Source organism: Kutzneria sp. NPDC051319, from assembly GCF_040682195.1.
Lineage (GTDB): Bacteria > Actinomycetota > Actinomycetes > Mycobacteriales > Pseudonocardiaceae > Kutzneria.
The window spans coordinates 84,765-107,909 of the sequence record NZ_JBFBAM010000023.1; the positions used below are offsets into that span (position 1 = coordinate 84,765).

The 23,145-nt window shown below is 71.9% G+C and carries 21 protein-coding genes and 2 pseudogenes; 8 read left to right on the plus strand and 15 right to left on the minus strand.

What is annotated here, in order from left to right:
* Positions 1-38 precede the first annotated feature (38 nt).
* Positions 39-641 carry a TetR/AcrR family transcriptional regulator gene (locus AB0M73_RS23645; protein ID WP_363893977.1) on the plus strand — a complete coding sequence of 201 codons (603 nt, stop codon included), beginning with the start codon at positions 39-41 and terminating at the stop codon, positions 639-641.
* Here AB0M73_RS23645 and AB0M73_RS23650 read toward each other — a convergent pair.
* From AB0M73_RS23650 to AB0M73_RS23690, 9 genes are all read right to left on the minus strand, one after another.
* Positions 638-1,231: a hypothetical protein gene (locus AB0M73_RS23650; RefSeq protein ID WP_363893980.1), complete on the minus strand. Its 594-nt coding sequence runs from the start codon at positions 1,229-1,231 to the stop codon at positions 638-640. The genes AB0M73_RS23645 and AB0M73_RS23650 overlap by 4 nt on opposite strands.
* Positions 1,228-4,731, minus strand: a complete 3,504-nt coding sequence (locus AB0M73_RS23655) for a polymorphic toxin type 44 domain-containing protein (RefSeq protein ID WP_363893983.1) — start codon at positions 4,729-4,731, stop codon at positions 1,228-1,230. Before AB0M73_RS23655 ends, AB0M73_RS23650 begins: the two co-directional genes overlap by 4 nt.
* 196 nt (positions 4,732-4,927) lie before the next feature.
* Positions 4,928-5,305, minus strand: a complete 378-nt coding sequence (locus AB0M73_RS23660) for a hypothetical protein (protein ID WP_363893985.1) — start codon at positions 5,303-5,305, stop codon at positions 4,928-4,930.
* 123 nt (positions 5,306-5,428) lie between these two features.
* Complete coding sequence (locus AB0M73_RS23665; protein ID WP_363893988.1) at positions 5,429-5,803, minus strand: hypothetical protein; 375 nt, start codon at positions 5,801-5,803, stop codon at positions 5,429-5,431.
* Between the two features lie 59 nt (positions 5,804-5,862).
* Complete coding sequence (locus tag AB0M73_RS23670) at positions 5,863-6,678, minus strand: helix-turn-helix transcriptional regulator (protein ID WP_363893991.1); 816 nt, start codon at positions 6,676-6,678, stop codon at positions 5,863-5,865.
* Between the two features lie 103 nt (positions 6,679-6,781).
* Positions 6,782-10,480 (minus strand): hypothetical protein, encoded by a 3,699-nt coding sequence (locus AB0M73_RS23675; protein ID WP_363893994.1) that lies wholly within the window; start codon positions 10,478-10,480, stop codon positions 6,782-6,784.
* A 70-nt stretch (positions 10,481-10,550) separates the two neighbouring features.
* Positions 10,551-11,291 carry a succinate dehydrogenase/fumarate reductase iron-sulfur subunit gene (locus AB0M73_RS23680; RefSeq protein WP_363893997.1) on the minus strand — a complete coding sequence of 247 codons (741 nt, stop codon included), beginning with the start codon at positions 11,289-11,291 and terminating at the stop codon, positions 10,551-10,553.
* Positions 11,288-13,210 (minus strand): fumarate reductase/succinate dehydrogenase flavoprotein subunit, encoded by a 1,923-nt coding sequence (locus AB0M73_RS23685; RefSeq protein WP_363894000.1) that lies wholly within the window; start codon positions 13,208-13,210, stop codon positions 11,288-11,290. The genes AB0M73_RS23680 and AB0M73_RS23685 overlap by 4 nt, the downstream gene beginning before the upstream one ends.
* 1 nt (position 13,211) lies before the next feature.
* Positions 13,212-13,931, minus strand: a complete 720-nt coding sequence (locus AB0M73_RS23690; protein WP_363894003.1) for a succinate dehydrogenase cytochrome b subunit — start codon at positions 13,929-13,931, stop codon at positions 13,212-13,214.
* An 82-nt stretch (positions 13,932-14,013) separates the two neighbouring features.
* Between AB0M73_RS23690 and AB0M73_RS23695 the strand changes: the two genes are divergently transcribed.
* A complete protein-coding gene (locus AB0M73_RS23695; RefSeq protein ID WP_363894005.1) occupies positions 14,014-14,970 on the plus strand; it encodes a LysR substrate-binding domain-containing protein in 957 nt (318 codons plus the stop codon).
* 88 nt (positions 14,971-15,058) lie between these two features.
* Complete coding sequence (locus AB0M73_RS23700) at positions 15,059-15,688, plus strand: hypothetical protein (RefSeq protein WP_363894008.1); 630 nt, start codon at positions 15,059-15,061, stop codon at positions 15,686-15,688.
* On the opposite strand, the gene AB0M73_RS23705 is transcribed toward AB0M73_RS23700, so the two are convergent.
* Positions 15,669-16,598 (minus strand): alpha/beta hydrolase, encoded by a 930-nt coding sequence (locus AB0M73_RS23705; RefSeq protein WP_363894011.1) that lies wholly within the window; start codon positions 16,596-16,598, stop codon positions 15,669-15,671. The genes AB0M73_RS23700 and AB0M73_RS23705 overlap by 20 nt on opposite strands.
* A 1-nt stretch (position 16,599) precedes the next feature.
* Positions 16,600-16,905, minus strand: coding sequence for an antibiotic biosynthesis monooxygenase (locus AB0M73_RS23710; RefSeq protein ID WP_363894014.1), 306 nt, complete (start codon positions 16,903-16,905; stop codon positions 16,600-16,602).
* A 133-nt stretch (positions 16,906-17,038) separates the two neighbouring features.
* Between AB0M73_RS23710 and AB0M73_RS23715 the strand changes: the two genes are divergently transcribed.
* Complete coding sequence (locus AB0M73_RS23715) at positions 17,039-17,383, plus strand: VOC family protein (protein WP_363894016.1); 345 nt, start codon at positions 17,039-17,041, stop codon at positions 17,381-17,383.
* A 98-nt stretch (positions 17,384-17,481) separates the two neighbouring features.
* Here AB0M73_RS23715 and AB0M73_RS23720 read toward each other — a convergent pair whose 3' ends face one another.
* Both AB0M73_RS23720 and AB0M73_RS23725 read right to left on the minus strand, forming a co-directional pair.
* The gene (locus tag AB0M73_RS23720) at positions 17,482-18,201 is read right to left on the minus strand and encodes an SOS response-associated peptidase (RefSeq protein WP_363894019.1); all 720 of its coding nucleotides are present in this window, start codon (positions 18,199-18,201) and stop codon (positions 17,482-17,484) included.
* A 57-nt stretch (positions 18,202-18,258) separates the two neighbouring features.
* On the minus strand, positions 18,259-18,630 hold the full coding sequence (locus AB0M73_RS23725; protein WP_363894021.1) for an anti-sigma factor antagonist: 372 nt from the start codon (positions 18,628-18,630) through the stop codon (positions 18,259-18,261).
* 202 nt (positions 18,631-18,832) lie between these two features.
* Between AB0M73_RS23725 and AB0M73_RS23730 the strand changes: the two genes are divergently transcribed.
* Together AB0M73_RS23730 and AB0M73_RS23735 are read left to right on the plus strand one after the other, a co-directional pair.
* The gene (locus AB0M73_RS23730; protein ID WP_363894024.1) at positions 18,833-19,861 is read left to right on the plus strand and encodes a Ppx/GppA phosphatase family protein; all 1,029 of its coding nucleotides are present in this window, start codon (positions 18,833-18,835) and stop codon (positions 19,859-19,861) included.
* A gap of 42 nt (positions 19,862-19,903) precedes the next feature.
* Positions 19,904-20,107: pseudogene (locus AB0M73_RS23735) on the plus strand (SRPBCC family protein); the annotation flags it as partial.
* On the opposite strand, the pseudogene AB0M73_RS23740 reads toward AB0M73_RS23735, so the two are convergent.
* Both AB0M73_RS23740 and AB0M73_RS23745 read right to left on the minus strand, forming a co-directional pair.
* Positions 20,104-20,620, minus strand: a pseudogene (locus tag AB0M73_RS23740) (NAD(P)-binding protein); the annotation flags it as partial. The pseudogenes AB0M73_RS23735 and AB0M73_RS23740 sit on opposite strands and share 4 nt — an antisense overlap.
* Before the next feature lie 33 nt (positions 20,621-20,653).
* Positions 20,654-21,088 carry a DUF6098 family protein gene (locus AB0M73_RS23745; protein ID WP_363894027.1) on the minus strand — a complete coding sequence of 145 codons (435 nt, stop codon included), beginning with the start codon at positions 21,086-21,088 and terminating at the stop codon, positions 20,654-20,656.
* 162 nt (positions 21,089-21,250) lie between these two features.
* Here AB0M73_RS23745 and AB0M73_RS23750 point away from each other — a divergent pair, with 162 nt between their 5' ends.
* Positions 21,251-22,327: an NAD-dependent epimerase/dehydratase family protein gene (locus AB0M73_RS23750; RefSeq protein ID WP_363894030.1), complete on the plus strand. Its 1,077-nt coding sequence runs from the start codon at positions 21,251-21,253 to the stop codon at positions 22,325-22,327.
* A 38-nt stretch (positions 22,328-22,365) separates the two neighbouring features.
* On the plus strand, positions 22,366-23,130 hold the full coding sequence (locus AB0M73_RS23755; protein WP_363894033.1) for an alpha/beta fold hydrolase: 765 nt from the start codon (positions 22,366-22,368) through the stop codon (positions 23,128-23,130).
* The last annotated feature ends 15 nt before the right edge of the window (positions 23,131-23,145 follow it).

A 23,145-nucleotide genomic window follows, 5' to 3' on the forward strand; every position in this document is an offset into this window, starting at 1 on the left:
GGGTGCATTTGACTGGCGCGTCAGTTAGGCTGGCCGGCATGACCCGTGCCGACGAGGACAGACGTGAGGCGATCCTGGAGGCCACCTGGCGGCTGATCGCCGAGCGCGGCTACCACGCGGTGCGGATCGCCGACATCGCCAAGGTCTGCGGCACCAGCACCGGCACGGTGCACTACTACTTCCCGGGCAAGCACGACGTGCTGACCGAGGCCTTGAAGCACTGCGTCGAGCACGCCTTCGAGCGGCAGAGCCACGAGCTGCGGCAGATCGACAACGCCTACGAGCGGCTGCTCAAGCTCATCGACATGCAGCTGCCCAAGGTCGGGCCGGTCCGCGGCGAGTGGTCGGTGTGGCTGCAGTACTGGGCCGAGTCCGCCATCCGCCCCGAACTGCGCCCGGTGCACAGCGAGTTCTACGCCCGCTGGCGCGAGACCGTGGTGCGGATCGTGCGCCGCGGGCTGCGGCAGGGCGTCTTCCGTGACGTCGACGCCGACCAGGTCGCCCTGCGGCTCACCGCGCTCACCGACGGCCTGGCCATCCAGGTGCTCACCGGTTCGCCGGCCGTCACCGTGACGGTGATGCGGGAACTGCTGGTGGATTTCGCCCGCCGCGAGCTGTTGGCCGGGGCGATCGCCGGCTAGTTCGGGTAGCCGACGTCGCAGTCCTGCTTGGCCAGCACGAGCAGCATGGCGTCGACGTGGTCGTGGGCATCGACGAAGAAGCGGTAGGCGGCGGTCGGGTTGCCGGGAACGGGTGCGCGGTAGTGGTCGTCCATGTCGATGCGGCCGTCGCCCATGTCCTTTTCGGTCTCCTTGACCGTGTCCGGGTAGGCGCGGCGGACGTCGTCGAGGCCGGCGCCGAGGGCGACACCCTCCGGAGTGGACACACCGGCGTACGCCTCGATCTTGGCCACGCCGTACTTGGCGGACACCCAGACGCCGCCGCCGCGGGCCGGCGTCGCACCGGTCTCGACAGCGGTGCGGCAACCGGGCAAGTCGCCGGTCGCGGTCCGGCTCACCTGCCCGGTGCCGACGGCTTGGTCGAGAGCCATGCCGAGGCGGAGCTGCCCGAAGCCGTCGGGGCCGAGGCGGTGGTCGTGGGCCAGCGCGACGGCCGGCCCGGTGACGGGGCCGTCGTCGGCCGAGTGCGTGTCGACGAACCGGGCGCCACAGCCGGCGAGTGCGGCCAAGAGGATCAGGCCGACGGCCGCCCGCGTGAGGCGCGCGGTCATCCGGCGGGGATGAGGTAGGTCGGCTCGTCCGGGTGGTCCTGCCGGAACACGTTCCTGTTGTCGCGGATCACCTGGAGAATGATCTTCGGGTCCCGCATGTCGGCGGAATTGGGGTGCTGCTTCCACAGCCGCGCGCCGGCCCGGATGGCGGCCTCCTTGCTCGGCCCCCAGTGGTTGTCCTCGATGATCTTGCTGAGGATCTGGTAGGCGTGCGCGCCGTTGACGACGGCGTCCTCGCTGAGCCCGCAGGACGCGGCGACGTAGCCGTAGTGCAGGTTGGACCAGAAGTCGTAGTTGAGCTTCTCGTTGGTGCCGGGAATCGTGAAGTAGTAGCCCTGCAACCCGTTGGCGCGCAGGATGCTCACCAGCGGTCCCTTGTGGTCCCACGGGGCGCCGGTCTTGAACTGCATGGCCATCATGATCAGGCCGGACTCCTGCCGGGCCACCGGGTCGTTGAACAGGCAGTCGCGAAAGCCTTGGCACGGACCGAAAAGACCGCGGATGCTCTTCGCGAGGTCGCTGTTGGGGTTGTCGGCCATCTGACCGGACATCAGGGACATCGCCTGGTCCCACGCCGGGTTGTCGGGCTGGCGCTGGGCCGGCGGCAGGCACGTGGGCGGGCAGTCGAGGCCGCCGTCCACGCCGCCGGTGGCGGGCGGCGGGGCATTGCGGCGGGCGTTCTCCTCGCGTTGCGCGGCGGCGACGGCGGACTGGAACGCCTCGGTGGCGGCCTGCGCGGCCTCGTCGGCGGACTTGTTGGCGGCGACGGCGTCGGCACGGGCCCGCTCGGCGGCGGCCTGCGCCGAGGCGGCGTATCCGGCGGCCCGGGAGGCGGAATCCGCGGCGGCGGCCGCGGATTTGGCGGCGTCGGCGGCGGCCCGCTGCGCGGTCTGGGCGGCGGCCTGGGCCTGCTGGGCGGACGCGGCGGCCCGGTCGGCGGAGGCCTGGGCGTCGGCGGCGGACTTCGCGGCTGCGTCAGCAGCGGTCTTGGCGTCGGCGGCGGAGGCCTTGGCATCGGCCGACGCCTTCTGGGCGGCGGCCGCGTCCGAATTGGCGTTGGCGGCGTAGAGCGCGGCGTTGGCGGCGTCGACACGGGCCTGGGCGGCGGTCTTGGCCGCGTCGGCGAGGAAGCCGTCGACCTGGGCGTTGTGCAATGCGGTGTCGGCGTCCCGCTCGGCGGCCTTGTACTGGTCGACGTGCAGGAACTTCTGGACGTACGACCAGGGCCCGGACAGGGCGGCGTTGGCGGCGGCCCGCACCTCGGGGCCGCCGGTGTTGACGAGCTGTTGGGCCGCCACGCGGTCATCGCTCTCGGCGGCCTGGTACTGCCCGGTGGCGATGAACGCCCGGACGTCGTCGACCGTGCCGGACAGCGCCCGGTTGGCGGCGGCCTTGGTGATCGGGCCGCCGGTGTTGAGCAGCAGCTGCACGGCGATCCGGTCGTCGTCGTCCTTGCCCGGGTAGTACCGGGTCCGCAGGAACTCCTTGACCTGGTCGTAGCCGCTGTCGATGGTCGCGGTCGCGGTGGTGCGCTGCGCGGAGACCGTGCTGGTGTCGGCGATGGCGGCGACGCTGGCGCGGTCGTCCTGCTCGGTCGCGACGGCCATCCCGGCCTGCACGAAGCTGACGACGTCGGCGTCCGTGCCGGCCAGCGCGTCCTGCGCGGCGGACTTCACCCACGGACCGCCGCTGTGCCAGAGCAGGGCGGCGGCCTTGCGGCCGTCGGAGACGACCGTGGCGGCGGGAGTGCCCGCCGCCCGCGCCTCGGCCAGCAGCTGCTCCTCCTCGGCATTGAGCCGGGCGGCCTGTCCGGCGTCCCACGCGGAGGCGGCCTTCTTGTCCTGTTCGGTCTGCGCCGCGGCGGCGGCGTCGCGCATGCCCTGGCTCTGCTGCGCGGTCAGCCGTTCGGCATCGGCCTTGCGGGCCGTGGCGGCGATGCTCTTGGCGTGGTTGCTGGCAATCTGCGCCTGGTCGGCGTCGAGCTTGGCGGCGGCCGCGTCGGCCTTGGCCAGATCGCGCGCGTGCACGGCGTCGTGGGCCGCGTTCGCCGCGTCCTGGGCGGCCTGCGCGGCGGCGTCGGCATGCGAGGCAGCGTCGTTGGCGGCGGTGCGGGCTTGGTTCGCGTAGCCCTGCGCCTCGTTGGCGATGGATTGGGCCACGCTCGCGGCCCTGGTGGCCTCCGCGGCGTACGCACGGGCCTTGTCGGCGGCCCGCTGCGCGGCAGCGGCGCTCGCACCGGCCTTCGCGGCCCAACCGCCGGCGTCACGGGCGGCGTCCGCCGCGACGGCGGCATCGTTCGCGGTGGCGGCGGCGCCGAGGGCGGCGTTGATGGCGTCGGTCAGCGCGGACAAGGCGTCCCCGATCGCCGCTGCGGCGGAGCGGGCACCGTTCGCGGCGTCACGGGCGTTGGCCGCGGCCGCACGGGCGGCGTCCCGGATGGACTTGGTGTTCGCGGCGTCCAGGTGGGCGGCCGCCGCGGCGTTGCGAGCCTTGGCAGCGGCCTGCCCCGCCATTGACGCCGCCCACGACGCCTGCTGGGCGGCGGCGGAGGCGGTGCGCGCGGCCCGGGTCGCCGCCTCGGCGGCGTCGATCGCCGTCTGTGCGGCATCAGCGGCGCGATTCGCGGCATCGGCGGCGTGGCCGGCCGCGGTGGCGGCCTGGCCGGCGGAGTTCTGGGCGGCCTGTGCCTCCTGGGATGCGCGCTGCGCCGCGTCCTTCGCCGCCTGCGCGGCGGTCGAGGCCCGCACCGACGCGTCCTTGGCGGCCTGCGTCTGTGTCGCGGCCCGCTGCCCGGCCGCGTGGGCCAGGGTGACCAGCTGCGAGATGCTCAGCACCTCCTGGTCCCGCTGCGCGGCGACCTGCCAGCCGGTGTCGAGGAAGTAGTGGATGTCGTCGGTCGTGCCGGACAGCGCCGCGTTCGCGGCCTTGCGCACCTCCGCGCCGCCGCTGTTGAGCAACAGCTGCACGGAGATCCGGTCGTCGGCGTCCTGCGCCTGCTGGACGCCCGGACCGAGGAACGCCTCGATGTCGGCGACCGTCCCGCTGAGCGCCCGGTTGGCCGCGGCCTTCACGCTGGTCCCGGTGGCCGCCGTGAGAATGCGGGTGACCTGGATCCGCTCGTCGTTCTGCCACGGCTGAACCCAGCCGTCCGCGAGGTAGGCCTGGACGTCGGCCTGCGTGCCGGACAACACCCGGTTGGCGGCGCTGCTGGTGGCCGGTCCGCCCACGCTGATCATCCGCTGCACGGCGATCCGGTCGTCGTTCGTCCGGCACAGCGCCACGCCCGTGGCCAGGAACGCGTGCACATCCGCGTCGGTGCCGGTGAGCGCGGCCTCGGCGCCGGCGGAGACCAACGGTCCCCCGGCCGCCAGCAGCGCGACGAGCTGGGCCCGCTCGCTCTGCGGCGGCGGCGCCGGGTCGGCGGTGGCCGGTCCCGCCGCCACTCCCACCGTCAACGCGAACACACCGACAGCCGCGACAGCGGCACGACGAACACCCATCAGGCCCTTGCCCTCCCCCAACGACAAGAAGTCCGAAATATCCCCCAGACCTGGACAGTCTCGACATCGGGAAGGCGTACGACAAGCAGCCGAACGGGCTAACGGCGTGGACCCGCCATCTCAGTCCACTGTGGATGATGTCGGGCCGAGGGCGGCGGCACGCCCCTCCGCCACCCTCGGCCGGCCGGTTGTCGCCTCAGCGCGCCCCGGCCGCCACCGCCGCGCGGTTGCGCATCGCCAGCAGCGCGATGCCGCCCAGGATGCAGATCACCTCGGTGATCACGCTCCAGTACTCGGGCTGGCTGTTGAACTCGTCGTGCTGGCCGAGGAAGCCGACCGTCGCCGCCAGCACGTAGGAGCCCAGCGTCAGCACCCCGAAGCCCAGCGCGCCCAGCGCCGGCAGCCAGTGCCGCCAGGCCAGCACCGCGATCGCCAGCACCAGCCCGCCGATCGCGTTCAGCAGGAACAGCGGCGTGACGATGCCCGGGTACCCCTGCGTGAACAGGAAGTAGTGCACGCCGGCCGAGCCGAGCAGCGCCACCGCGACAACGATCCGCAACACCCATCCGATCATGACCGTCCTCCACTTCGTGCCCCTGCTCCACACACGAGCACAGCGTGGGACCGGTTCACCCGCCGCGCACGCCGAAGCCCCGACCGGGGCGAGCCGGTCGGGGCAGGCCGTGCCTGGCCGATGTCAGGGGCAGGCCTGGATGGGGTTGGTCTCGTCGCGGACCATGCTGTCGGCGACCCAACCGCCCGCGCCGCCATAGGTGGTGTATTCCCACCGGTTCGGGTGCGAACCCCGGCCGCTGTAGTTGCCGCCGTCGTTCATGCAATTGGTCTCGAACCCACCACCGGAGATGTATCGGAGAGGGGTGTCGGTGATCTGCGCGTTGTCACGAAAGACCGGCAACGGATTCCGGGCATTGCACCACCAGACGCCGTGGCGGAGCAACTGGCAGTTGGCGGCCGGGGCCTTCGGGGCGGGCGCAGGGGCCGCCGAGGCGGACGGCACGATCGACAGCACGGCGCCGGCCGCGAGAAGTGAGGCCGCCAGCGCGGTCTTCACGGGAAGCATGTGATTCCCCCTCATAGGTTTTGAACCAATGTGATGAACGCTATCGAGGCTCACTCGGCTCGGGCTTGTAGAAATCCGCAGGCGCGCAGGCTGGATCGAAGCTCGGTGGGAGTGCAGCCGACCATGGCGCGGACGTCCTTGGCGAAATGGGCGTGGTCGGTGTATCCGCATTCGTGGGCGATCCACGTGAGGCCGGCGTCCTCCCGTTCCAGGAGGCGGGCGGCGTGGTGGAAACGGAGGATGCGGGCGGCGTTCTTCGGGGAGACGCCGATCTCACGACGGAAGCGGGTCTCCAGGGTGCGGGTGCTGACCGAGAACTCCTCGGCCAGCGCGAAGACGGACAGCGCGCCCTCGACGGATCGCAGTCGCTGCCAGGCGCGGCCGGCGAGGTCGACGGCGGGCCGTGCGGGAAGGGCACGGAGCAGGAACTGGTCGAGCAGGGCGAAGCGGGACGGCCAGTCGACGGCGTCGGCCAGCCGTCCGAGCAGGTCGCGGGCGGCGGAGCCGAGGTGGTCGACGAGATCACCCCAGCGACGGCCGAAGTCGGCCATCTCGACGCCCAGCAGCGCGAACGCGGCGGTCGGGCTGAGGCAGGCGGCGATGCCGCTGTACCGCCCGGCCTGCGCGAACCGCACGACGCGGTCGTGCAGGCCGCTGACCGGCACCACGACGTCGCAGCGCTGGTACCGGCCCCGCAGCACCCAGCGCTGCGGGGCTTCGAGGTCGAACAGCACCATGACGAACCCGCGCGGCAGCAGCTGCCACTGCGCCGGCCCGGGCCAGAACGTGCGATACCCGAGGTAGCCGGTGACGGCCCGCCCCAGATCCTCGTGCGGCGTCCCGTGCACGATCTCCCTGGTGAACATGGATTTCCCCCAAGAACCGGAAAGGTCTCCCCTCCTGACTACCGGTCCCTGGATGTTCAGGCGGCCTGGTCGGCCGCCTTACGACAACGGCCGAACACCGGCCTCAGCAGGGCGGGTCGTAGGCGATGCCGGGGAAGTACCGGTCCCAGTCGACGTGGCCCAGCGGCGGGTCGGCCAGGGCGCAGACGCGGCCGGCGGCGACGGTGGGGTCGATGTCCCACAGGCGGGCGGTGTGGTCCTGGCTGCCGCTGGCCAGGGTGTGGCCGTCGGGCCCGAAGGCGACGGAGTAGACGCGTTCGGTGTGGGCGTCGAGCTCGGCCAGGGCGGCGGGATGCCGGGGGTCGTGGACGTCCCACAGCCGGACCCGGCCGTCGGCGCCGGCGGAGGCCAGCACGGTGCCGTCGCCGTTGAAGGCGACGGAGAAGACGACGTCGGGGTGCACGATGGGATCGATCTTGTCGGCGGGGTCGTCCAGGTCCCACAGGTGGACGGTGGCGTCGGCGCCGCCGCTGGCCAGGAAGTGCCCGTCGGGGCTGAACGCCACCGACTTGACGAAGCCCTCGTGCGTGCCGACCTGCACGGACTCCGTCGGGTGCGCGGGGTTGGCGATATCCCAGGTTCGAACGGCGCCGTCGAAGTCGGTGCCGACGGCGAGCCGGCGCCCGTCCGCGCTGAACGCGAGCTCGTCGATGCCGTTGGGCACGGGCAGCGTGGTGACGACGTGCGGCGACCGCGGGTCGCTCATGTCCAGCAGCACCACCACGCGGTCGCTGCCGCCGGCGGCGAGCAGCTTGCCGTCCCGGCTGTAGGCGACGGTGTTGACGGCGTCGGTGAACCCGGCCACCGGCTGGCCGAGCGGGGTGATGTGCCCCAGGTCGTGGGTGTCCCAGAAGCGCACGGTGTGATCCGCCGAGGCCGAGGCCATGGTCCGGCCGTCCGGCGAGAACACGACGGAGTTCACCGGGCCGTGGTGCGCGTCGAGCACCGTCGGCTCGCCCGGCTGGTTGTGGTCGCCGAGGGGGCGCACCAGGACGGTGCCGTCGTAGCCGGCGGTCGCGACCGCCTTGCCGTTCGGGGACAGTGCCACGTGGTAGACGGCGTTGGTGTGCCCGTCGAGCAGCGAGCCGCCCACGTCCCACTGCCGGATGGTGTGGTCGTCGGCGCCGGTGGACAGGGTGCGCCCGTCGGGGCTGAACGCGGCGCTGAAGACGGCGCCGGTGTGCCCGGTGAACGTGACGAGCTCGGCCAGCTCCGCCGGGCCCACTGTCCACAGCCGGACCGTGCGGTCGGTGCTGGCGGTGGCCACGGTCCGCCCGTCGGGGGCGAAGGCGACCGCGCGGATCTCGGCGGCGCGGGTGAAGTTGGACGTCTTCTGGGTGGCGTGGGCCGGATCGGCGACGTCCCACAGCCGCAGCGTCTGGTCGGCCCCGCCGCTGACGAGGGAACGTCCGTCCGGGCTGAAGGCGATCGAGTCGACGAGGCCGACATGGCCGGTCAGCGGGGCGCCGACCGCGACCGGATGGCGCGGATCGGTCATGTCCCACAACCGGATCGTGCCATCGCTGCCGGCGGTGGCCAGCAGCTTTCCGTCCCGCCGCAACGCCACGGACAGCACGGTGTCGGCGTGGGCGATCGGATCCCCCAGCGGGGCCGGGTGTTCAGGGTCGCTCAGGTCCCAGACCCGCGCGGTGCGGTCGGTGCTGCCGGTGACCAGCAGCTTGCCGTCGGCGGAGATCGCGACGGCGTTCACGGCGTCGCTGTGGCCGGTGAGGGTGATCGGATGGCCCACGTGCGCGGGATCGCGGACGTCCCAGATCCGCAGGGTGTCGTCCCAGCTGACGCTGGCCAGCACGCCGGGCCCGAACACGAGGGCGTTCACGCCGCGGATGTGCCCGACCAGGGTCGTGATCAGCTTGGGGTGGCGGCGGTCCCGGACGTCCCAGAGCCGGATCGTGTTGTCCATGCTGGCGCTGGCCATCAGCTTGCCGTCGACCGAATAGGCCACGCCGCCGACCGCGCCCCGGTGGCCGTACAACTGCGTGGCGTACGGGGCGCCGAGGGTGCTCAGCAGCGCGCCGCGGGCCTCCGCCGTCGGCGAGATCCGATACGCCGCCAGCGCCAGCTGGGCCGCCAGCCCCGGATTGGCCGCCCGCTCCCTCGTCGCCTCGATCGCCACCCGCTGCGACACGGCGACGTTTCGGTCCTGGGCGGAGTTGAGCTCGGATCGGAACGCGTAGACACCGGCCGCGACGGCCACCAGCAGCAGCACCGACAGCACGGCCACCAGCTGCCGCAGGCGGAGGCGCTGCCGCCGCTCGCGGGACAGCTCCTGTTCACGGGCGGCGAGGCTGGCGTCGAGGAACTGCCGTTCCCGCACGGTCAGCCCCTCGCTCGTGCGGCCGTCCCATTCCCGCGCGGACTCCAGCCGGATGCCCCGGTAGAGCGCGCCGGGGTCGCGGTCGAGCGACTCCCAGGTGTTGGCCGCCTCGGTGAGCTGCCGGTGCACGCGGCGGCCGTCACGGTCCTCGGCCAGCCACCGGCGCAGCCGCGGCCAGGACCACAGCAGCGTCTCGTGGGTCATCTCGACCGAGTCCTTGTCCAGCATGACCAGCCGGGCCGCGGCCAGTCGTTCGAGCACGAACGACAGGTCGGGGTCGCCGTCCAGCTCGTCACGGGCGACCCGGGCCTTGGCGTCGCCGACGCCGTCCCCGACCGCGGTCAGCCGCAGGAACAGCCGCCGCACCAACAGTTGCTGCTCCGGCTCGAACTCGGCGTACACGTCCTCGGCGGTCTTGGCCAGCGCGCCCTCGATGCCGCCCGCGGCCTCGAATCCGCTCAGTGTCAACATGTTGCCGCGACGCCGTCGCCACGTCTCCAGCAGCGCGTGGGACAACAGCGGCAGCAGGCCGGCGTGCCCGGCGACCTGGGCCACCAGCGCCGTGAGCAGCGCGCTTTCCACGCGGGCCCCGGCGCGGACGGCCGGCTCGACAATGACCTCGCGCAGTTCCTCGGTGGTCATCGCCCCGACCGCGACCTGAGCGTCCCGCAGGTGGGCCAGCAGGTCGGGAGAATCCATGCAGTGGCCGTAGAAGTCCGCCCGCACCCCCAGCAGCACGCGACACTGGCCGCCGGCGTCGTCGGCCAGGCCCACCAGCCGCGCGATGAACTCGGCCCGCTCGGCGGGGTCCTGGCAGCGGGTGTAGACCTCCTCGAACTGGTCCACCACGATCAGCGTCTCGCCCTCGGTCGCCGGCAGCGAGTCCAGCCGTGCCGACGGGTGTTCGCCAGGGGTGAACAGCACGACGCTGCGCGCCTCCCCCCGCCACCGGGCGATCACGCCCGCCCGCAGCAGCGAGGACTTGCCGGCGCCGGACGGGCCGAACACCCCCACCAGCCGGTTCGCGGCCAGCCGGGCCAGCACCTCCTCGATCAGCCGGGTACGCCCGAAGAACGTGCCCGCGTGCTCCGGTTGGAAGGCGCTGAGCCCGATGTACGGCGGCTCCTGCTCGTCCGCCTCGGCCTCGGCCGGCTCGTCGGCCAGCTCCGCCGCCAGCTCACGCCAGCGCTGCTCCCAGGCCGGCACGTCGCCATCGCAGCCACGCACGTAGGCCAGGGTCACCGGCAGGCTGGGCAACTTCCGTCCCGAGGCGGCCTCGGACAGCGTCGCCGCCGAGTAGTGCACCCGACGGCCCAGCTCACGGTAGGCCGGACTGCCCGCCTTGGTCCGCAGTGCGCGCAGATCGGCCGCGAAGGCCAGCAGCGACTCTTCCCCGAGCCGCAGCGGCTGCTCACGACGTGGCACTCCCCCACCCCCCGAACGCATTCTCCCGGGGCGGGCGTGACCATGTCCAGACATCCCACAAGCGGACGACTCAGCGGCTCCGAGCGGCCTTGCGGAACTCGCGGTTGAGGGTGGCGATGCTGGCGAAGGGAATGCCCTTCGGGCAGGAGGCCACGCACTCGCCGGTGTTGGTGCAGCCGCCGAAGCCCTCGTCGTCCATGGTCTCGACCATGTCCAGCACCCGCCGCGCCCGTTCCGGCTGTCCCTGCGGCAGCACGCTCAGGTGCGTCACCTTGGCCGCGGTGAACAACATCGCCGAGCCGTTGGGGCAGGCGGCGACGCAGGCGCCGCAGCCGATGCAGGTGGCGTTGTCGAAGGCGATGTCGGCGTCCGGCTTGGGCACCGGCGTGGCGTGGGCGTCGGGGGCGCTGCCGGTGGGGGCGGTGACGTAGCCGCCGGCCTGCACGATCCGGTCCAGCGCCGAGCGGTCCACCACCAAGTCCTTGACCACGGGGAATCCCTTGGCCCGCCAGGGTTCCACGTCGATGGTGTCGCCGTCGCGGAAGGAGCGCATGTGCAGCTGGCAGGAGGTGGTGCGCTCGGGACCGTGGGCCTGGCCGTTGATCACGACGCCGCAGGAGCCGCAGATGCCCTCGCGGCAGTCGTGGTCGAAGGCCACCGGCTCCTCGCCGTCGGCGATGAGGTCCTGGTTGAGGACGTCGAGCATCTCCAGGAAGGACATGTCCGGGCTGACCTCGTCGACGGCGTAGCTGACCAGGCGGCCGTCGGCCTGTGGGCCGGACTGCCGCCAGATACGGACGGTGAGTTTCACGTGTAGCTCCGCTGGGTGGGGTGGACGTGCTCGAAGGCTAGTTCCTCGCGGTGCAGCACGGGTTGGTCCCCGTACTCCCACGCGGCGACGTACGAGAAGCGCTCGTCGTCGCGCCGGGCCTCGCCCTCGGGCGTCTGGTGTTCCTCGCGGAAATGCCCGCCGCACGACTCCTCGCGGTGCAGGGCGTCGATCAGCAGCAGTTCCGCCAGTTCGAGGAAGTCGGCGACCCGGTTGGCCTTCTCCAGCTCCTGGTTCAGCTCGGTCGCCGTGCCGGGGATGCGGACGTCCCGCCAGAACTCGGCGCGCAGCTCGGGAACGCGTTCCAGCGCCTTGGTCAGGCCCTCGCGGTTGCGGGACATGCCGCAGTGGTCCCACATCAGCACGCCGAGCTCGCGGTGGAAGGAGTCGACCGACCGCTTTCCGTTGACCCGCAAGAGCTTCTGAATGCGCTCCCGGACCTGCGTCTCGACGGCGACGACCTCGTCACTGTCGGGGGCCACGGTGTCCAGCTTCGCGCCGCCGAGGTAGTCGTTGAGCGTGGCCGGCAGCACGAAGTAGCCGTCGGCGAGGCCCTGCATCAGCGCCGAGGCGCCGAGCCGGTTCGCGCCGTGGTCGGAGAAATTGGCCTCACCGATGACAAAGAGCCCGGGCACGGTGCTCTGGAGGTCGTAGTCCACCCACAGGCCGCCCATGGTGTAGTGGATGGCCGGGTAGATCCGCATCGGGACCTGGTACGGATCCTCGGCGGTGATCTGCCGGTACATGTCGAACAGGTTGCCGTAGCGGGCCTCGATGGCCGGCCGGCCCAGGCGTTCGATGGCGTCGGCGAAGTCGAGGTAGACGCCGAGCCCGCCGGGGCCGACCCCGTAGCCCGCGTCGCACATGTTCTTGGCAGCGCGAGAAGCGATGTCCCGTGGCACCAGATTGCCGAAGCTGGGGTACTGGCGTTCGAGGTAGTAGTCCCGCTCGTGCTCGGGTATCTCCCGCGGCGGCCGGGTGTCGGCCTGCCGCTTGGGCACCCAGATCCGGCCGTCGTTGCGCAGCGACTCGCTCATCAGCGTCAGCTTCGACTGGTGCTCGCCGGAGCGCGGGATGCAGGTCGGGTGGATCTGGGTGAAGCACGGGTTGGCGAAGTAGGCGCCCCGTTTGTGGGCCCGCCAGATCGCGGTCGCGTTGGAGCCCTTGGCATTCGTGGAAAGGTAGAACACGTTCCCGTAGCCGCCGCTGGCCAGCACCACGGCGTCGGCCAGGTGGGTGCTGATCTCGCCGGTGATCAGGTCGCGGGCCACGATGCCGCGGGCCTTGCCGTCCACCACGATCAGGTCGAGCATCTCCGTGCGGGCGTGCAGCTCCACATTGCCGGCGTCGATCTGCCGTGACAGCGCCTGGTACGCTCCCATCAGCAACTGCTGGCCGGTCTGCCCACGGGCGTAGAAGGTGCGCTGCACCTGCACGCCGCCGAACGACCGGGTGTCGAGCAGTCCGCCGTACTCGCGGGCGAACGGCACGCCCTGGGCCACCGCCTGGTCGATGATCTGCTCGGAGACCTTGGCCAGTCGGTACACATTGGACTCACGGGAGCGGAAGTCGCCGCCCTTCACCGTGTCGTAGAACAGGCGGTAGACGGAGTCGCCGTCGTTGCGGTAGTTCTTGGCGGCGTTGATGCCGCCCTGCGCCGCCACGGAGTGGGCGCGGCGCGGGGAGTCCTGGAAGCAGAACTGGATCACGTGGTAGCCCTGCTCGGCCAGCGTCGCCCCGGCCGAGCCGCCGGCCAGCCCGGTGCCGACGACGATGACCCGGTGCTTGCGGCGGTTGGCCGGGTTGACCAGCCGGGCCTGGAACTTCCTTTCGTCCCAACGCTTCTCCAGCGGGACGGCCGGGGCTTTCGCGTCGGTGACCGCGTTGCCGTCGAGATACATGTCAGCGCACCAATCCCGTCATGACGGCGATGGGGACCACCGCGAAGCCGGCCGTGGTGAGGATCGCCGTCGCGCGGCCGAAGACCTTGAGCGCCCGTTCCCTGGTGACGCTGGTGATGCCCAGCGTGCGGGCGGCGCTGGCGAAGCCGTGGTCGATGTGCAGGCCCAGCATGGCCAGCGCGACCAGGTAGATCACATTGACCCACCAGACCCTGAAGTCGGCCACGAGATTGTGGTACGGGTCGCCGGCCACGAAGTCCTGGTTCACCTGGCCCACGGTCAGGTCGAGGATGTGCCAGACGACGAACACCGCCAGCGTGGCGCCGCCCCAGCGCATCGTGTGCACGGCGAAGGTGGCCTTGACCGGGCGGCGATGGGCGTAGCGGACGGGACGGGCCCGGTGGTCGCGGCGGACCAGCTGCACGGTGGCGGTGATGTGCAACACCACGGCCACGACCAGGCCGGCGCGCATGATCCACAGGAACCACTCGTAGTGCAGCACCGGCTCGCCGAGGGTGCGCAGCCAGTGCGCGTACGCGTCGAGGTCGTTCGCGCCGAAGAACGTCTTGAGGTTGCCGACCATGTGCGCGAACACGAACCCGAGCAGGGCCGCGCCCGTCACCGCCATGACGATCTTCTTGCCGATCGTCGAGTCCCAGAACTGCCGGGCGGCCGGGCGTCGTTCCCGTCCGACGCGCCGCTGCGCCGCATCAATGACCACGTCCTCGACGCTAGGCCGCCGATTTACAGAGGTCAAAGACATCATAACTGTCGTCTTCAGAGGCAACAGCTATCATCGGGCCATGCAGTTCCAGCAGCTCGCCTATTTCGTCGCGGTCGCCGAGCACCGGCACTTCACCCGGGCCGCCGAGCACATGCGGGTCGCGCAACCCTCGCTGTCCCAACAAATCCGGGCCCTTGAGCACGATCTGGGAGCGCCGCTGTTCCACCGCATCCGCGGCAACGTGTCGCTGACCGAGGCCGGCGAGACGCTGCTGCCGATCGCGCGGCGGATCCTGGCCGAGATCGAGGGCGCCCGGCGGGCCATCCGGGAGCTGGACGAGCTGGAGCGCGGCCGGGTCCGCCTCGGCGCGCCGCCCAGCCTGTGCACCGGCCTGCTGCCGGCGATCCTGTCGGCCTTCCGCCGCCGCTACCCCGGGATTCAGTTGGAGCTGCACGAAAGCGGCTCCGGCGACCTCCGACAGCGGCTGTCCGAGGGTGCGCTGGATCTGGCCCTGCTGGCCGGCCCCCGCCATGCCGGCGATCACCAGCTGTCGACGACGGAGCTGCTGCTGGAGGAGCTGGTCCTGATCTCCGCCGGCACCGCTCGGGAGTCGACCTCGACCCGGCTGAACGTGCGGGAGCTGGTCGACGTGCCGCTGGTGATGTTCCGGCGGGGCTACGACGTGCGCGAAGTCACCGTGAACGCCTGCCGTGACGCCGGATTCGAGCCTTCCTTCGCCATCGAGGGCGGGGAGATGGACGCCGTGCTCGAACTCGTGCGGGCCGGCGTCGGGGCGGCCGTCGTGCCCAGCACCGTGGTCGGCGGGCGGTTCCGGATGACCCGGTTCGCCGCCGACGCCGGCATGACCCGGATCGTGCAGTTGGCGTACCGCAAGGACGTCGACCCCACCCGGGCCGTGCGGGCCTTGCGGCTGGCCATCGTGGCCTTCGTCGCCGACCCGGTCCGGCGCTCGGAGCTGCCGCCGGGGACGCGGCCCCTCGTCGACTACGCCGAGCTCGGGCTGGGCGAGCGGTGATCAGGACACTTCCTGACCGAAAGGGAGGCAGGGGTCGACGACTGGACGGAGGATGACAGGGGACCGACCGGGCCGCGACACTCGACCCGTGGGATTCCTGGACATGCTGATCGACGCCGCCCGCCAGGTTCCCAGCACAGCGGACGTGCTGCGCGGCGTCCGCCTCCTCGCTCGGCGGATCGGGTCCGCCGAGTTGGAGGCCTGGGCCGACCGGGAGCTTTCCGGCTACCCCGAGGACGGCCGGCTGCCGTCCTACCGGGGTCCGTACCGCTGCGAGGCGCACGTCCGCTACCGCCGCACCCCCGGCGGGGTGACGCCCGGGATGGCGCCGCTGCCGCAGAGCGCGTTCGCCGAGGAGCTGCGGGACTCCCGGCTGATGCGGGTGTACGAGGTGGCCGTCGTCGACCCGGTCGACCACCTCGACGACCTCGTGCGGGCTGGAGCGCCTTTGGTGCGGCCGTGGGGCGGGGTGCAGATCGACCTGATCAACCGGCTGATCGACATCGGCGGCCTGGACGTGGAGCCCGGGCACACCATCGCCGCCGCCGAGACCCGGCTGGCCGGCGACTCCGTGGCCAAGGTGGTGGATTCCGTGCGCAGCCGCGTGCTCGGGCTGGCGTTGGGGCTGGAGCGGGTGGCCCCGTCGGCCGGCGACGAGGACGGGCCGTCCTCGGTGTCGCCGGCCATGCACGAGGTGATCACCAAGACGCTGGCGTGAGGGTTCGGGCCAGCCACCGGGTGCGGGTCTCGCGGGCTTCCCGCGAGAGCTGGGCCTTCGGGTAGAGGGCGTCGAAGCCGTGAAAGCCGCCGGCCCACACGTGCAGCTCCGCCTGGCCGCCGGCCGCCCAGATGCGGGTGGCGTAGTCGACGTCCTCGTCGCGGAAGACCTCGGCCGTGCCGACGTCGATGTACGTGGTGGGCAGGCCGCTCAGGTCGTCGGCCCTGGCCGGGGAGACATAGGCGGGCACGGGGTCGGCGCCGTCGGTGACCGCGTTCCAGCCGAAGGCGTTCATCTCCCGCGTCCACACGCCCGGATCCCCGGAGTACTGGCGGCTGGAGGCGGTGTCGTTGCGGTGGTCGAGCATCGGGCAGATCAGCACCTGCGCGGCGATGGCCGGGCCCTGCCGGTCGCGGGCCATCAGCGTCACGCCGGCGGCCAGGCCGCCGCCCGCGCTCGTGCCGGCGACGATGATCCGGTCGGGGTCGATGCCCAGCTCGTCGGCGTGCTCCGCCGTCCAGACCAAGCCTCGGTAGCAGTCCTCCACCGGGGTCGTGCCCGTGGCTTCCGGGGCCAGGCGGTAGTCGACGGTGACCACCACCGCGCCGAACTCGTCCAGCCAGTCCAGGGGGATGTCGATCTGCGAGAACCGGTCCCCCATCACCATGCCGCCGCCGTGCAGCCAGTACACGCAGGGCGCTTTCGCCGCCTTCTCCGCCGGTGTGAAGATCGACAGCGGGATGTCGGGGCGATCCTGTCGGTCGATCTTTCTGCCGTCGAGGATCACGTCGATCGGTCCGGCCGAGTACGGCCTCATCTGGCGCAGGGTCTCGTTGTCCAGGGTGGTCCGCAGCGGCATGTCGGCCAGCAGCGCGGCCAGCTCCGGGTCGAGATCGGGTCGGGTCGCCATGTCAGAACGCCGCCTTGCCGCCGACGGGGACCTCGTCGGTGTACCGGGATTCCCCCTCCAGCAACGGTTGCAGCCGCTCGACGAAATGCTGAGCGGCTTCACCGGCGAAGAACCGGCTGTGCGCTTCCTGGCTGGTCCAGCCCTCGGTCACGCTGATGGTGTCCGGGTTCTCGGCCGAGCGGCAGACGAGGAACACCACGCAGTCCTCGTTCGGCATCGAGGGCGCGTCGAGCAGCACCCGCACCACCTCGTCGCCCCGGCCCGGGCGGGCGGTCATCGTCGCGTGAAATCCGTGAAGGACGTTCATGGGGTTGCCTCCTGCGTTATTCGGACAACCCAATCCTCACAGTCTGACCAGCGGAAACGTAAGATCGATCCTGCCTGACTCTTGCCTGATCCGACCACTTGCGCCCCGATCGGACAGCAGTACGCTCGGCGCCATGATTACCGCGGTCCACACCCTGGTGTACGCCGACGACCCCGACGCCGCCCGCGCCTTCTTCCGGGACGTGCTGGCCTGGCCCCACGTGGACGCCCACGAGGGCTGGCTGATCTTCCGGACCGGGCCGTCGGAGCTCGGCGTCCATCCCGGGCCGCCCAGCCACGAGATCTCCCTGATGTGCGACGACCTCGACCAGACCATGGCCGAACTGGCCGCCCGCGGCGCCGAGTTCGCCGGCCCCGTCGAGACCCGTGCCTTCGGCCGCACCGTCGCGCTGAAGGTGCCCGGGGCCGGGGGCATCCTGCTGTACCAGCCGCGCCATCCGGTGGCCTTCGACCTGTAACTACACCCCTGGTGTGCCAGCTCGCACGCGCTCCAGCAGAGCTTCCTTCACCACGGCCGGGATCTTGCTCCCGGTCCAGGTGCACTCTCGGGCAAGGATCAGGCGGTCACCGGGTCGACGAGGTGCGGCCCGTTGTTGCGCACGCTGTTGACGGCCGTGGACACCTCGTAGGGCTCCAGGTGCGGCTCGGGCAGGCTGTTGATCAGCGCCTGCACGTCGTCGACCTCGTCCAGCTTCGGGTCGAGCCAGGCGTCGAGCAGGTCGCCGGCAGGAATGAGCAGCGGGCTGCGGTCGTGGATGTGGCCGAGGGTGTCGGCGGCGGTGGTGGTGATCACCGTGCAGGTCCACAGCCACCGGTCCGGGTGGTCCTCGGGCAGGTCGGGATCGGGGCGCAGCTCGTACAGGCCGGCCATGGCCAGCGGCTGCCCGTCGCCGGCGTGCAGGAAGAACGGCACCTTCCGGTTGTCGATCTTCATCCACTCGAAGTAGCCGTCGGCCGGGATGACGCAGCGTCGGCGCTTGGCCGCCGACTTGAAGGCCGGCTTGGCCAGCAGCGTCTCGACCCGGGCGTTGATCATCTTGCTGCCGATCTTGACGTCCTTGGCCCACGACGGCACCAGGCCCCACCGCACCGACCGCAGCAGCCGTGTGGCGGGGACCGCCGGCTCGTCCTTCGGGGCGCGCTCCAGGACGGCCCGGACCTGCTGCGTGGGCGCGACGTTCCACGACGGCTCGGGCTCCTCGCCGATCACGTCGACGACCTCGAACGCCTTCGCCAGCTCGGCGTCGGTCTGGGCACTGGCGTATCGACCGCACATGTCACGAATTCTGCATCGCCGCGCGCCTCGACGCCCGCTTTTCGGCCCGTGCCGGCCTCAGCCGGCGCGGCGGGGCAGGGCGACCAGGGCCTCGTCCACGGTGGCGTCGATGGTCAGCACGCTGTCCAGCCCGGTGATCTGCAGCGGCCGCAATGCCTGCCGGCGGGCGGCGACGATGCGCAGGCCGAAGCTCTCCTCCTCGGCCCGCTGCGACCAGCGGGCCAGCAGGCTGAGGCCCGTGGAGGCCAGGAAGCTGAGGCCTTCCAGGTCTAGGATCAGGGCGGACACGTCCTCGGCGGCCGCCGTGACCGCCTGCTCCACCTGCTCCACAGTGGCGAGGTCGAGCTCCCCGAACAGGTGCACGACGGCGATCGTGCCGATGCGTTCGGTGCTCACGGAGATCGGGGTGGTGACGGGCATCGCTGGCATGGGCATCGCTTCCCTAGAGGATGAAGACGCAGCCCGAAGCCGGACGCATGCGTGCCACGTCGGCTGCTTTCTCAACCGCTGCCCACGGTAGGACCACCGATGAGCACTGGCAACGCGCCTACCCAAACCAATTGTGAATAAACCCCGCGGACCGGCGGTTTCACCGTCGGTTCGGAATATCGACGGCGGGGTAGCCAGGGCAATGAGACTGGGCGTGCTGGACATCGGGTCGAACTCGGCGCAACTGCAGGTGGTGGACATCGTCGCCGGCGGCCCGCCGCTGCCCGCCTACGCGGTGAAGGAGCCGACGCTGCTGGCGGAGTCGTTCACGCCGGACGGCGCGATCGACCGGCAAGGCGTGAGACGGGCGGCCGAGGCGGTGGGCAGATGCCTCGACGTGGCCCAGCGGTCGGCGGTGGACAAGCTCTACGTGTTCGCCACCTCAGCCGTCCGCGACTGCGCCAACCGGGACGAGGTGCTGGGCCGGATCGAGGGCGAGACGGGTGTCCGGCCGCAGTACCTCAGCGGCGAGGACGAGGCCCGCCTGACCTATCTGGCCGCCCGTCGCTGGTACGGCTGGTCGGCCGGCCGGCTGCTGGTGCTGGACATCGGCGGCGGTTCGATGGAGATCGTGTACGGCACGGGCGTGCGGCCGGACCTGGTGGTGTCGCTGCCGCTCGGCGCGGGCCGGCTGACCCGGCGGTTCCTGCCCGACGACCTGCCGTCGGACAAACAGCTGCGCCGGCTCCGCGGCCACATCCGGGACGAGCTGGGCGAGGTCGCCGACCGGCTGGCCTGGGAGGGCGCGCCGAACCAGGCGGTGGCCACCTCGAAGACGTTCAAGCAGCTGGCCCGGCTGGCCGGCGCCCCGGCGCAGCGGCGCGGTCCGTTCGTCCGGCGCCGCCTGACCGTCGACGATGTCGCGAGGTGGGTGCCCCGACTGGCCCGCACGCCGGCGGCCGAACGGGCCGACCTGCGTGGCGTGTCCCGGTCCCGTGCCAGACAGGTGGTGGCCGGCGCGATGGTCGCGCAGGCCGCGATGAGCCGGTTCAAGCTGTCCTCGGTGGACGTGTGCCCCTGGGCGCTACGGGAGGGCGTGGTGTTGTGCCACGCCGTCTGGGATGCCCGCGGTTTCCTGCCGCTGCAACCGATCTCCCTGGGCGACCGACCGGTTCTGCACGACATTCCGCGGCAGCTGGTCGTCGGTTCCGTCGCGGCCGCCGGCATGTGACGCCCACCTGTTCACCGGCCCGTCGCCGGGCACTCCGACGGCATGACGGAAGTCAGCAGGACGGTCGAGGTGTCCCCGGAGCAGGTGTTCGCGGTGCTCGCCGACGGTTGGTCCTATGCCGGCTGGGTGGTCGGCAACTCCCATGTCCGCGAGGTCGATCCGGGCTGGCCCGCGGCGGGGGCGCGGATCCACCACAGCGGGGGGCTGTGGCCGTTGCAGGTCAACGACTGGACCGAGATGCGGGCCGACAGGGTCACCATCCGGGCGAGGCGCAGGCCTTCCACGGCACCCATGCGGCGCAGCAGGCGTAGGCCGGTGCGGACCGGGGGAACGGCCGGAACAGCGCGTCCAGGAACGGATCCCGCATCCGGCTCCACTGGTCGTACATGCGAAGCCAGGCATCGCCGTCGCCCGGCGCGAACTCAGATACCGACCGCGCGGTCCGCTCAACGTCACGGGACAGCACCACGCTGCGGCCGTCCGGCAGGAGGTGCGCCACGACGTCGGGCGCGTGCCGCCAGGTCAGGCCGTGCCGCTCCAGGTCGAGCTGGGCGAACACGGGCGAGGCGGTCATCGGGAAGAAGGCACTACACAGGTCGCTGTAGCCGGGCGCCGCGAACTCCGCGGTGCGGACGGCCAACCGGGCTGATCGGCCGCCTCCAGCACCATGACCTGCCATCCGGCGTCAGCCAGCAGGTGCGCGGCGACCAACCCGTTGTGGCCCGCACTGGTCACCACGCCGTCAGCTGACTCCGTCACGGCCGGGGATTCCCCGGTGACGCACCGCCAAACTCAGGAGCGCCGGTCCAGCGGCCCCCACTCGGCGGAGTGCTGGCTGGCGACCTCCTGCTCACACTCGGCCAGCACGGCATCGTCGATCCACGCGAGCGGCCGAACGTCCACGACCAGCGGCTCGTTGTCCGGGCCGCGCCCGCGTTCGGTCGCCGCCAGCACCCACGGTCGCACCCCGGGCCCGCGCAGGTCGCGGAGGTGCCGGTAGTCGTAGAGCCGGCGGGCCAGCCACAGCCGCAGCGACCGGTCGCCCCACCACGGCTCCACCCGCAGCGGGTTCGCCGACAGCCCCGGCAGCGGCACGCCGGTCAGGCCGTCCCGACTGGACATGCCGTCGCCGTCGACGTCGGGGCCGTGCGACCACCGTACGTACAGGTCGTCGTTGACGCTGCGCACCAAATCCACCAGCCCGGCCAGGTCGGGCACCACGGGCATGCTTCGATCGGACACGGACCCCGGATGCCCGCTACGGCGGCGTCGAACCGCCCGGTTCGGCCCGGCAGAACGGGGCCACACCGGCGGCCGGTAGTGCTCGTCGTGGTGGAAGGACGGGCGCATACCGTTCATGGCCGCGGATTTTCCGGCAACCCGGCGTACGTGACCGGGGAGCGGGTATTCACCGCCGTGCACATCGTGGTGACGGGAGCCAGCGGCAACGTGGCCACAGCACTGTTGCGGGTGCTGCGCCGAGAGAATTGGCGGGTGACGGGCGTCGCCCGGCACCGACCCGACGGACCGCCGTACGACCGGGCGGACTGGGTGACGTGCGACATCGGGGAGCGCGGCGCGGTGGGGCGGCTGGCGGAGCTGTTCGAGGGGGCGGACGCGGTGGTGCACCTGGCTTGGGCGATCCATCCGGAGCGGGAGGATCCGCCGATGCACCGGACGAACGTGTCGGGCACGGAGAACCTGCTGGCGGCCATGGCGAAGGCGCACGTTCCGCACCTCGTGGCGGCATCCTCGGTGGCGGCGTACGAGGCGCCGCACCGGTGGGCGAGGGTGGACGAGAACTGGCCCCGCCAGGGCATTCCGGCCAGCGCGTACAGCCGGGGCAAGGTGGTGCTGGAGCGGATGCTGGACGAGTTCGAGGCCCGGCAGCCGGAGGTGACGGTTGCTCGGCTTCGGCCGTGCGCGATCCTCCAGCATGATGCCGGGTCTGAGTTCGCGCGGTGGACGCTGAGCCCGCTGCTGCCGAAAAGCCTGCTGGGCCGACGGTGGCTGCCGCTGCCGTGGTGGACCGGCCTGCGCGCCCAGGTGGTGCACGCCGCCGATGTGGCCGCCGCGATCAGGGCGATCGTGGCGCGCGGCGCGGGCGGGGCCTTCAATCTGGCCGCGGAGCCGGTGCTGACCGGGGCCCAGCTGGCCCGGCCGTTCGGTGGCGGGCCGCGGATCCCGGTGCCGCGCGGGCCGAGCCGGGCCGGGGCGTGGCTGGGCTGGCGGCTGGGGCTGCAACCGCTGCACCCGGGCTGGCTGGCGCTGGCCGACCAGGCGGCCCTGGTGGACACGGATCGGGCTCGCCGCGTGCTGGGCTGGCGTCCCGAGCACGACGCGCACGAGGTGCTGGCCGAGATGGCCGCCGGCCTGCGGACCGGCGCGGCCGTCGACAGCCATCCGCTGCGGCCGCTCGACCGTGGGCCACATGTCGGCCGACCGACCCACCAGTCTCAGGGTTGAGTCGGTTCAATCGGGCTAAAACCCGGGTACTCAGCGACATGGACATCAGCGAGCTCGGACAACTGGCGCGGTGTTACGCGCGTGAGCAGGTGGTCGTGGCGATGCTGGGCATGCCGGCCCTGCTGGGGCATCCGGCCTGGCGCACGGTGAACCCGGATCTCGGTGGCGGGCAGGGGGTGCTGCTGGTGCCGGGATTCGGGGCGGGCGATCGAAGCCTGTCGCTGACCAGGAGATGGCTGGGGGCTCGGGGTTTCGTGCCGGCGCCGGCCCGGATCGGGCTCAACCTGGGCTGCACGTCGACGCTGGTGGACCAGGTCGAGCGGCGGGTCGAGGAGCACGTGCGGACCACCGGCGGCAAGGTTGTCCTGTTGGGACAGAGCCGCGGGGGCGCGCTGGCCCGACTGGTGGCGGTGCGTCGGCCGGAACTGGTGCGGGGGCTGGTCATGCTCGGCAGCCCGGTGCTGGACCTGCTCGGAGCCAAGCTGGGCGTGATCACGGTGGCCCGGCTGCTGGCGAGGTTGACCGAGCTCGGTGTGAAAGGCCTGCTCGACAACGACTGTTTCCGGGGCGACTGCTACACGCTGCACTCGGATGCGCTGAGGGCGCCGCTCGAGGTGCCGGCGGTGGCGTTCTACTCCCGCAACGACGGGATCGCCCCGTGGCGGCTGTGCATGGACCCGTATGCCCGGTGCGTCGAGGTCCGCAGCACGCACATGGGTATGGGGCTCGACCCCGAGGTCTACGCGGCGCTGGGCCCGGTCCTGGCCGACTGGGCCGGCAACGCCGCCGTCCACGCCGCTTAGACGGCTGGGGAACTG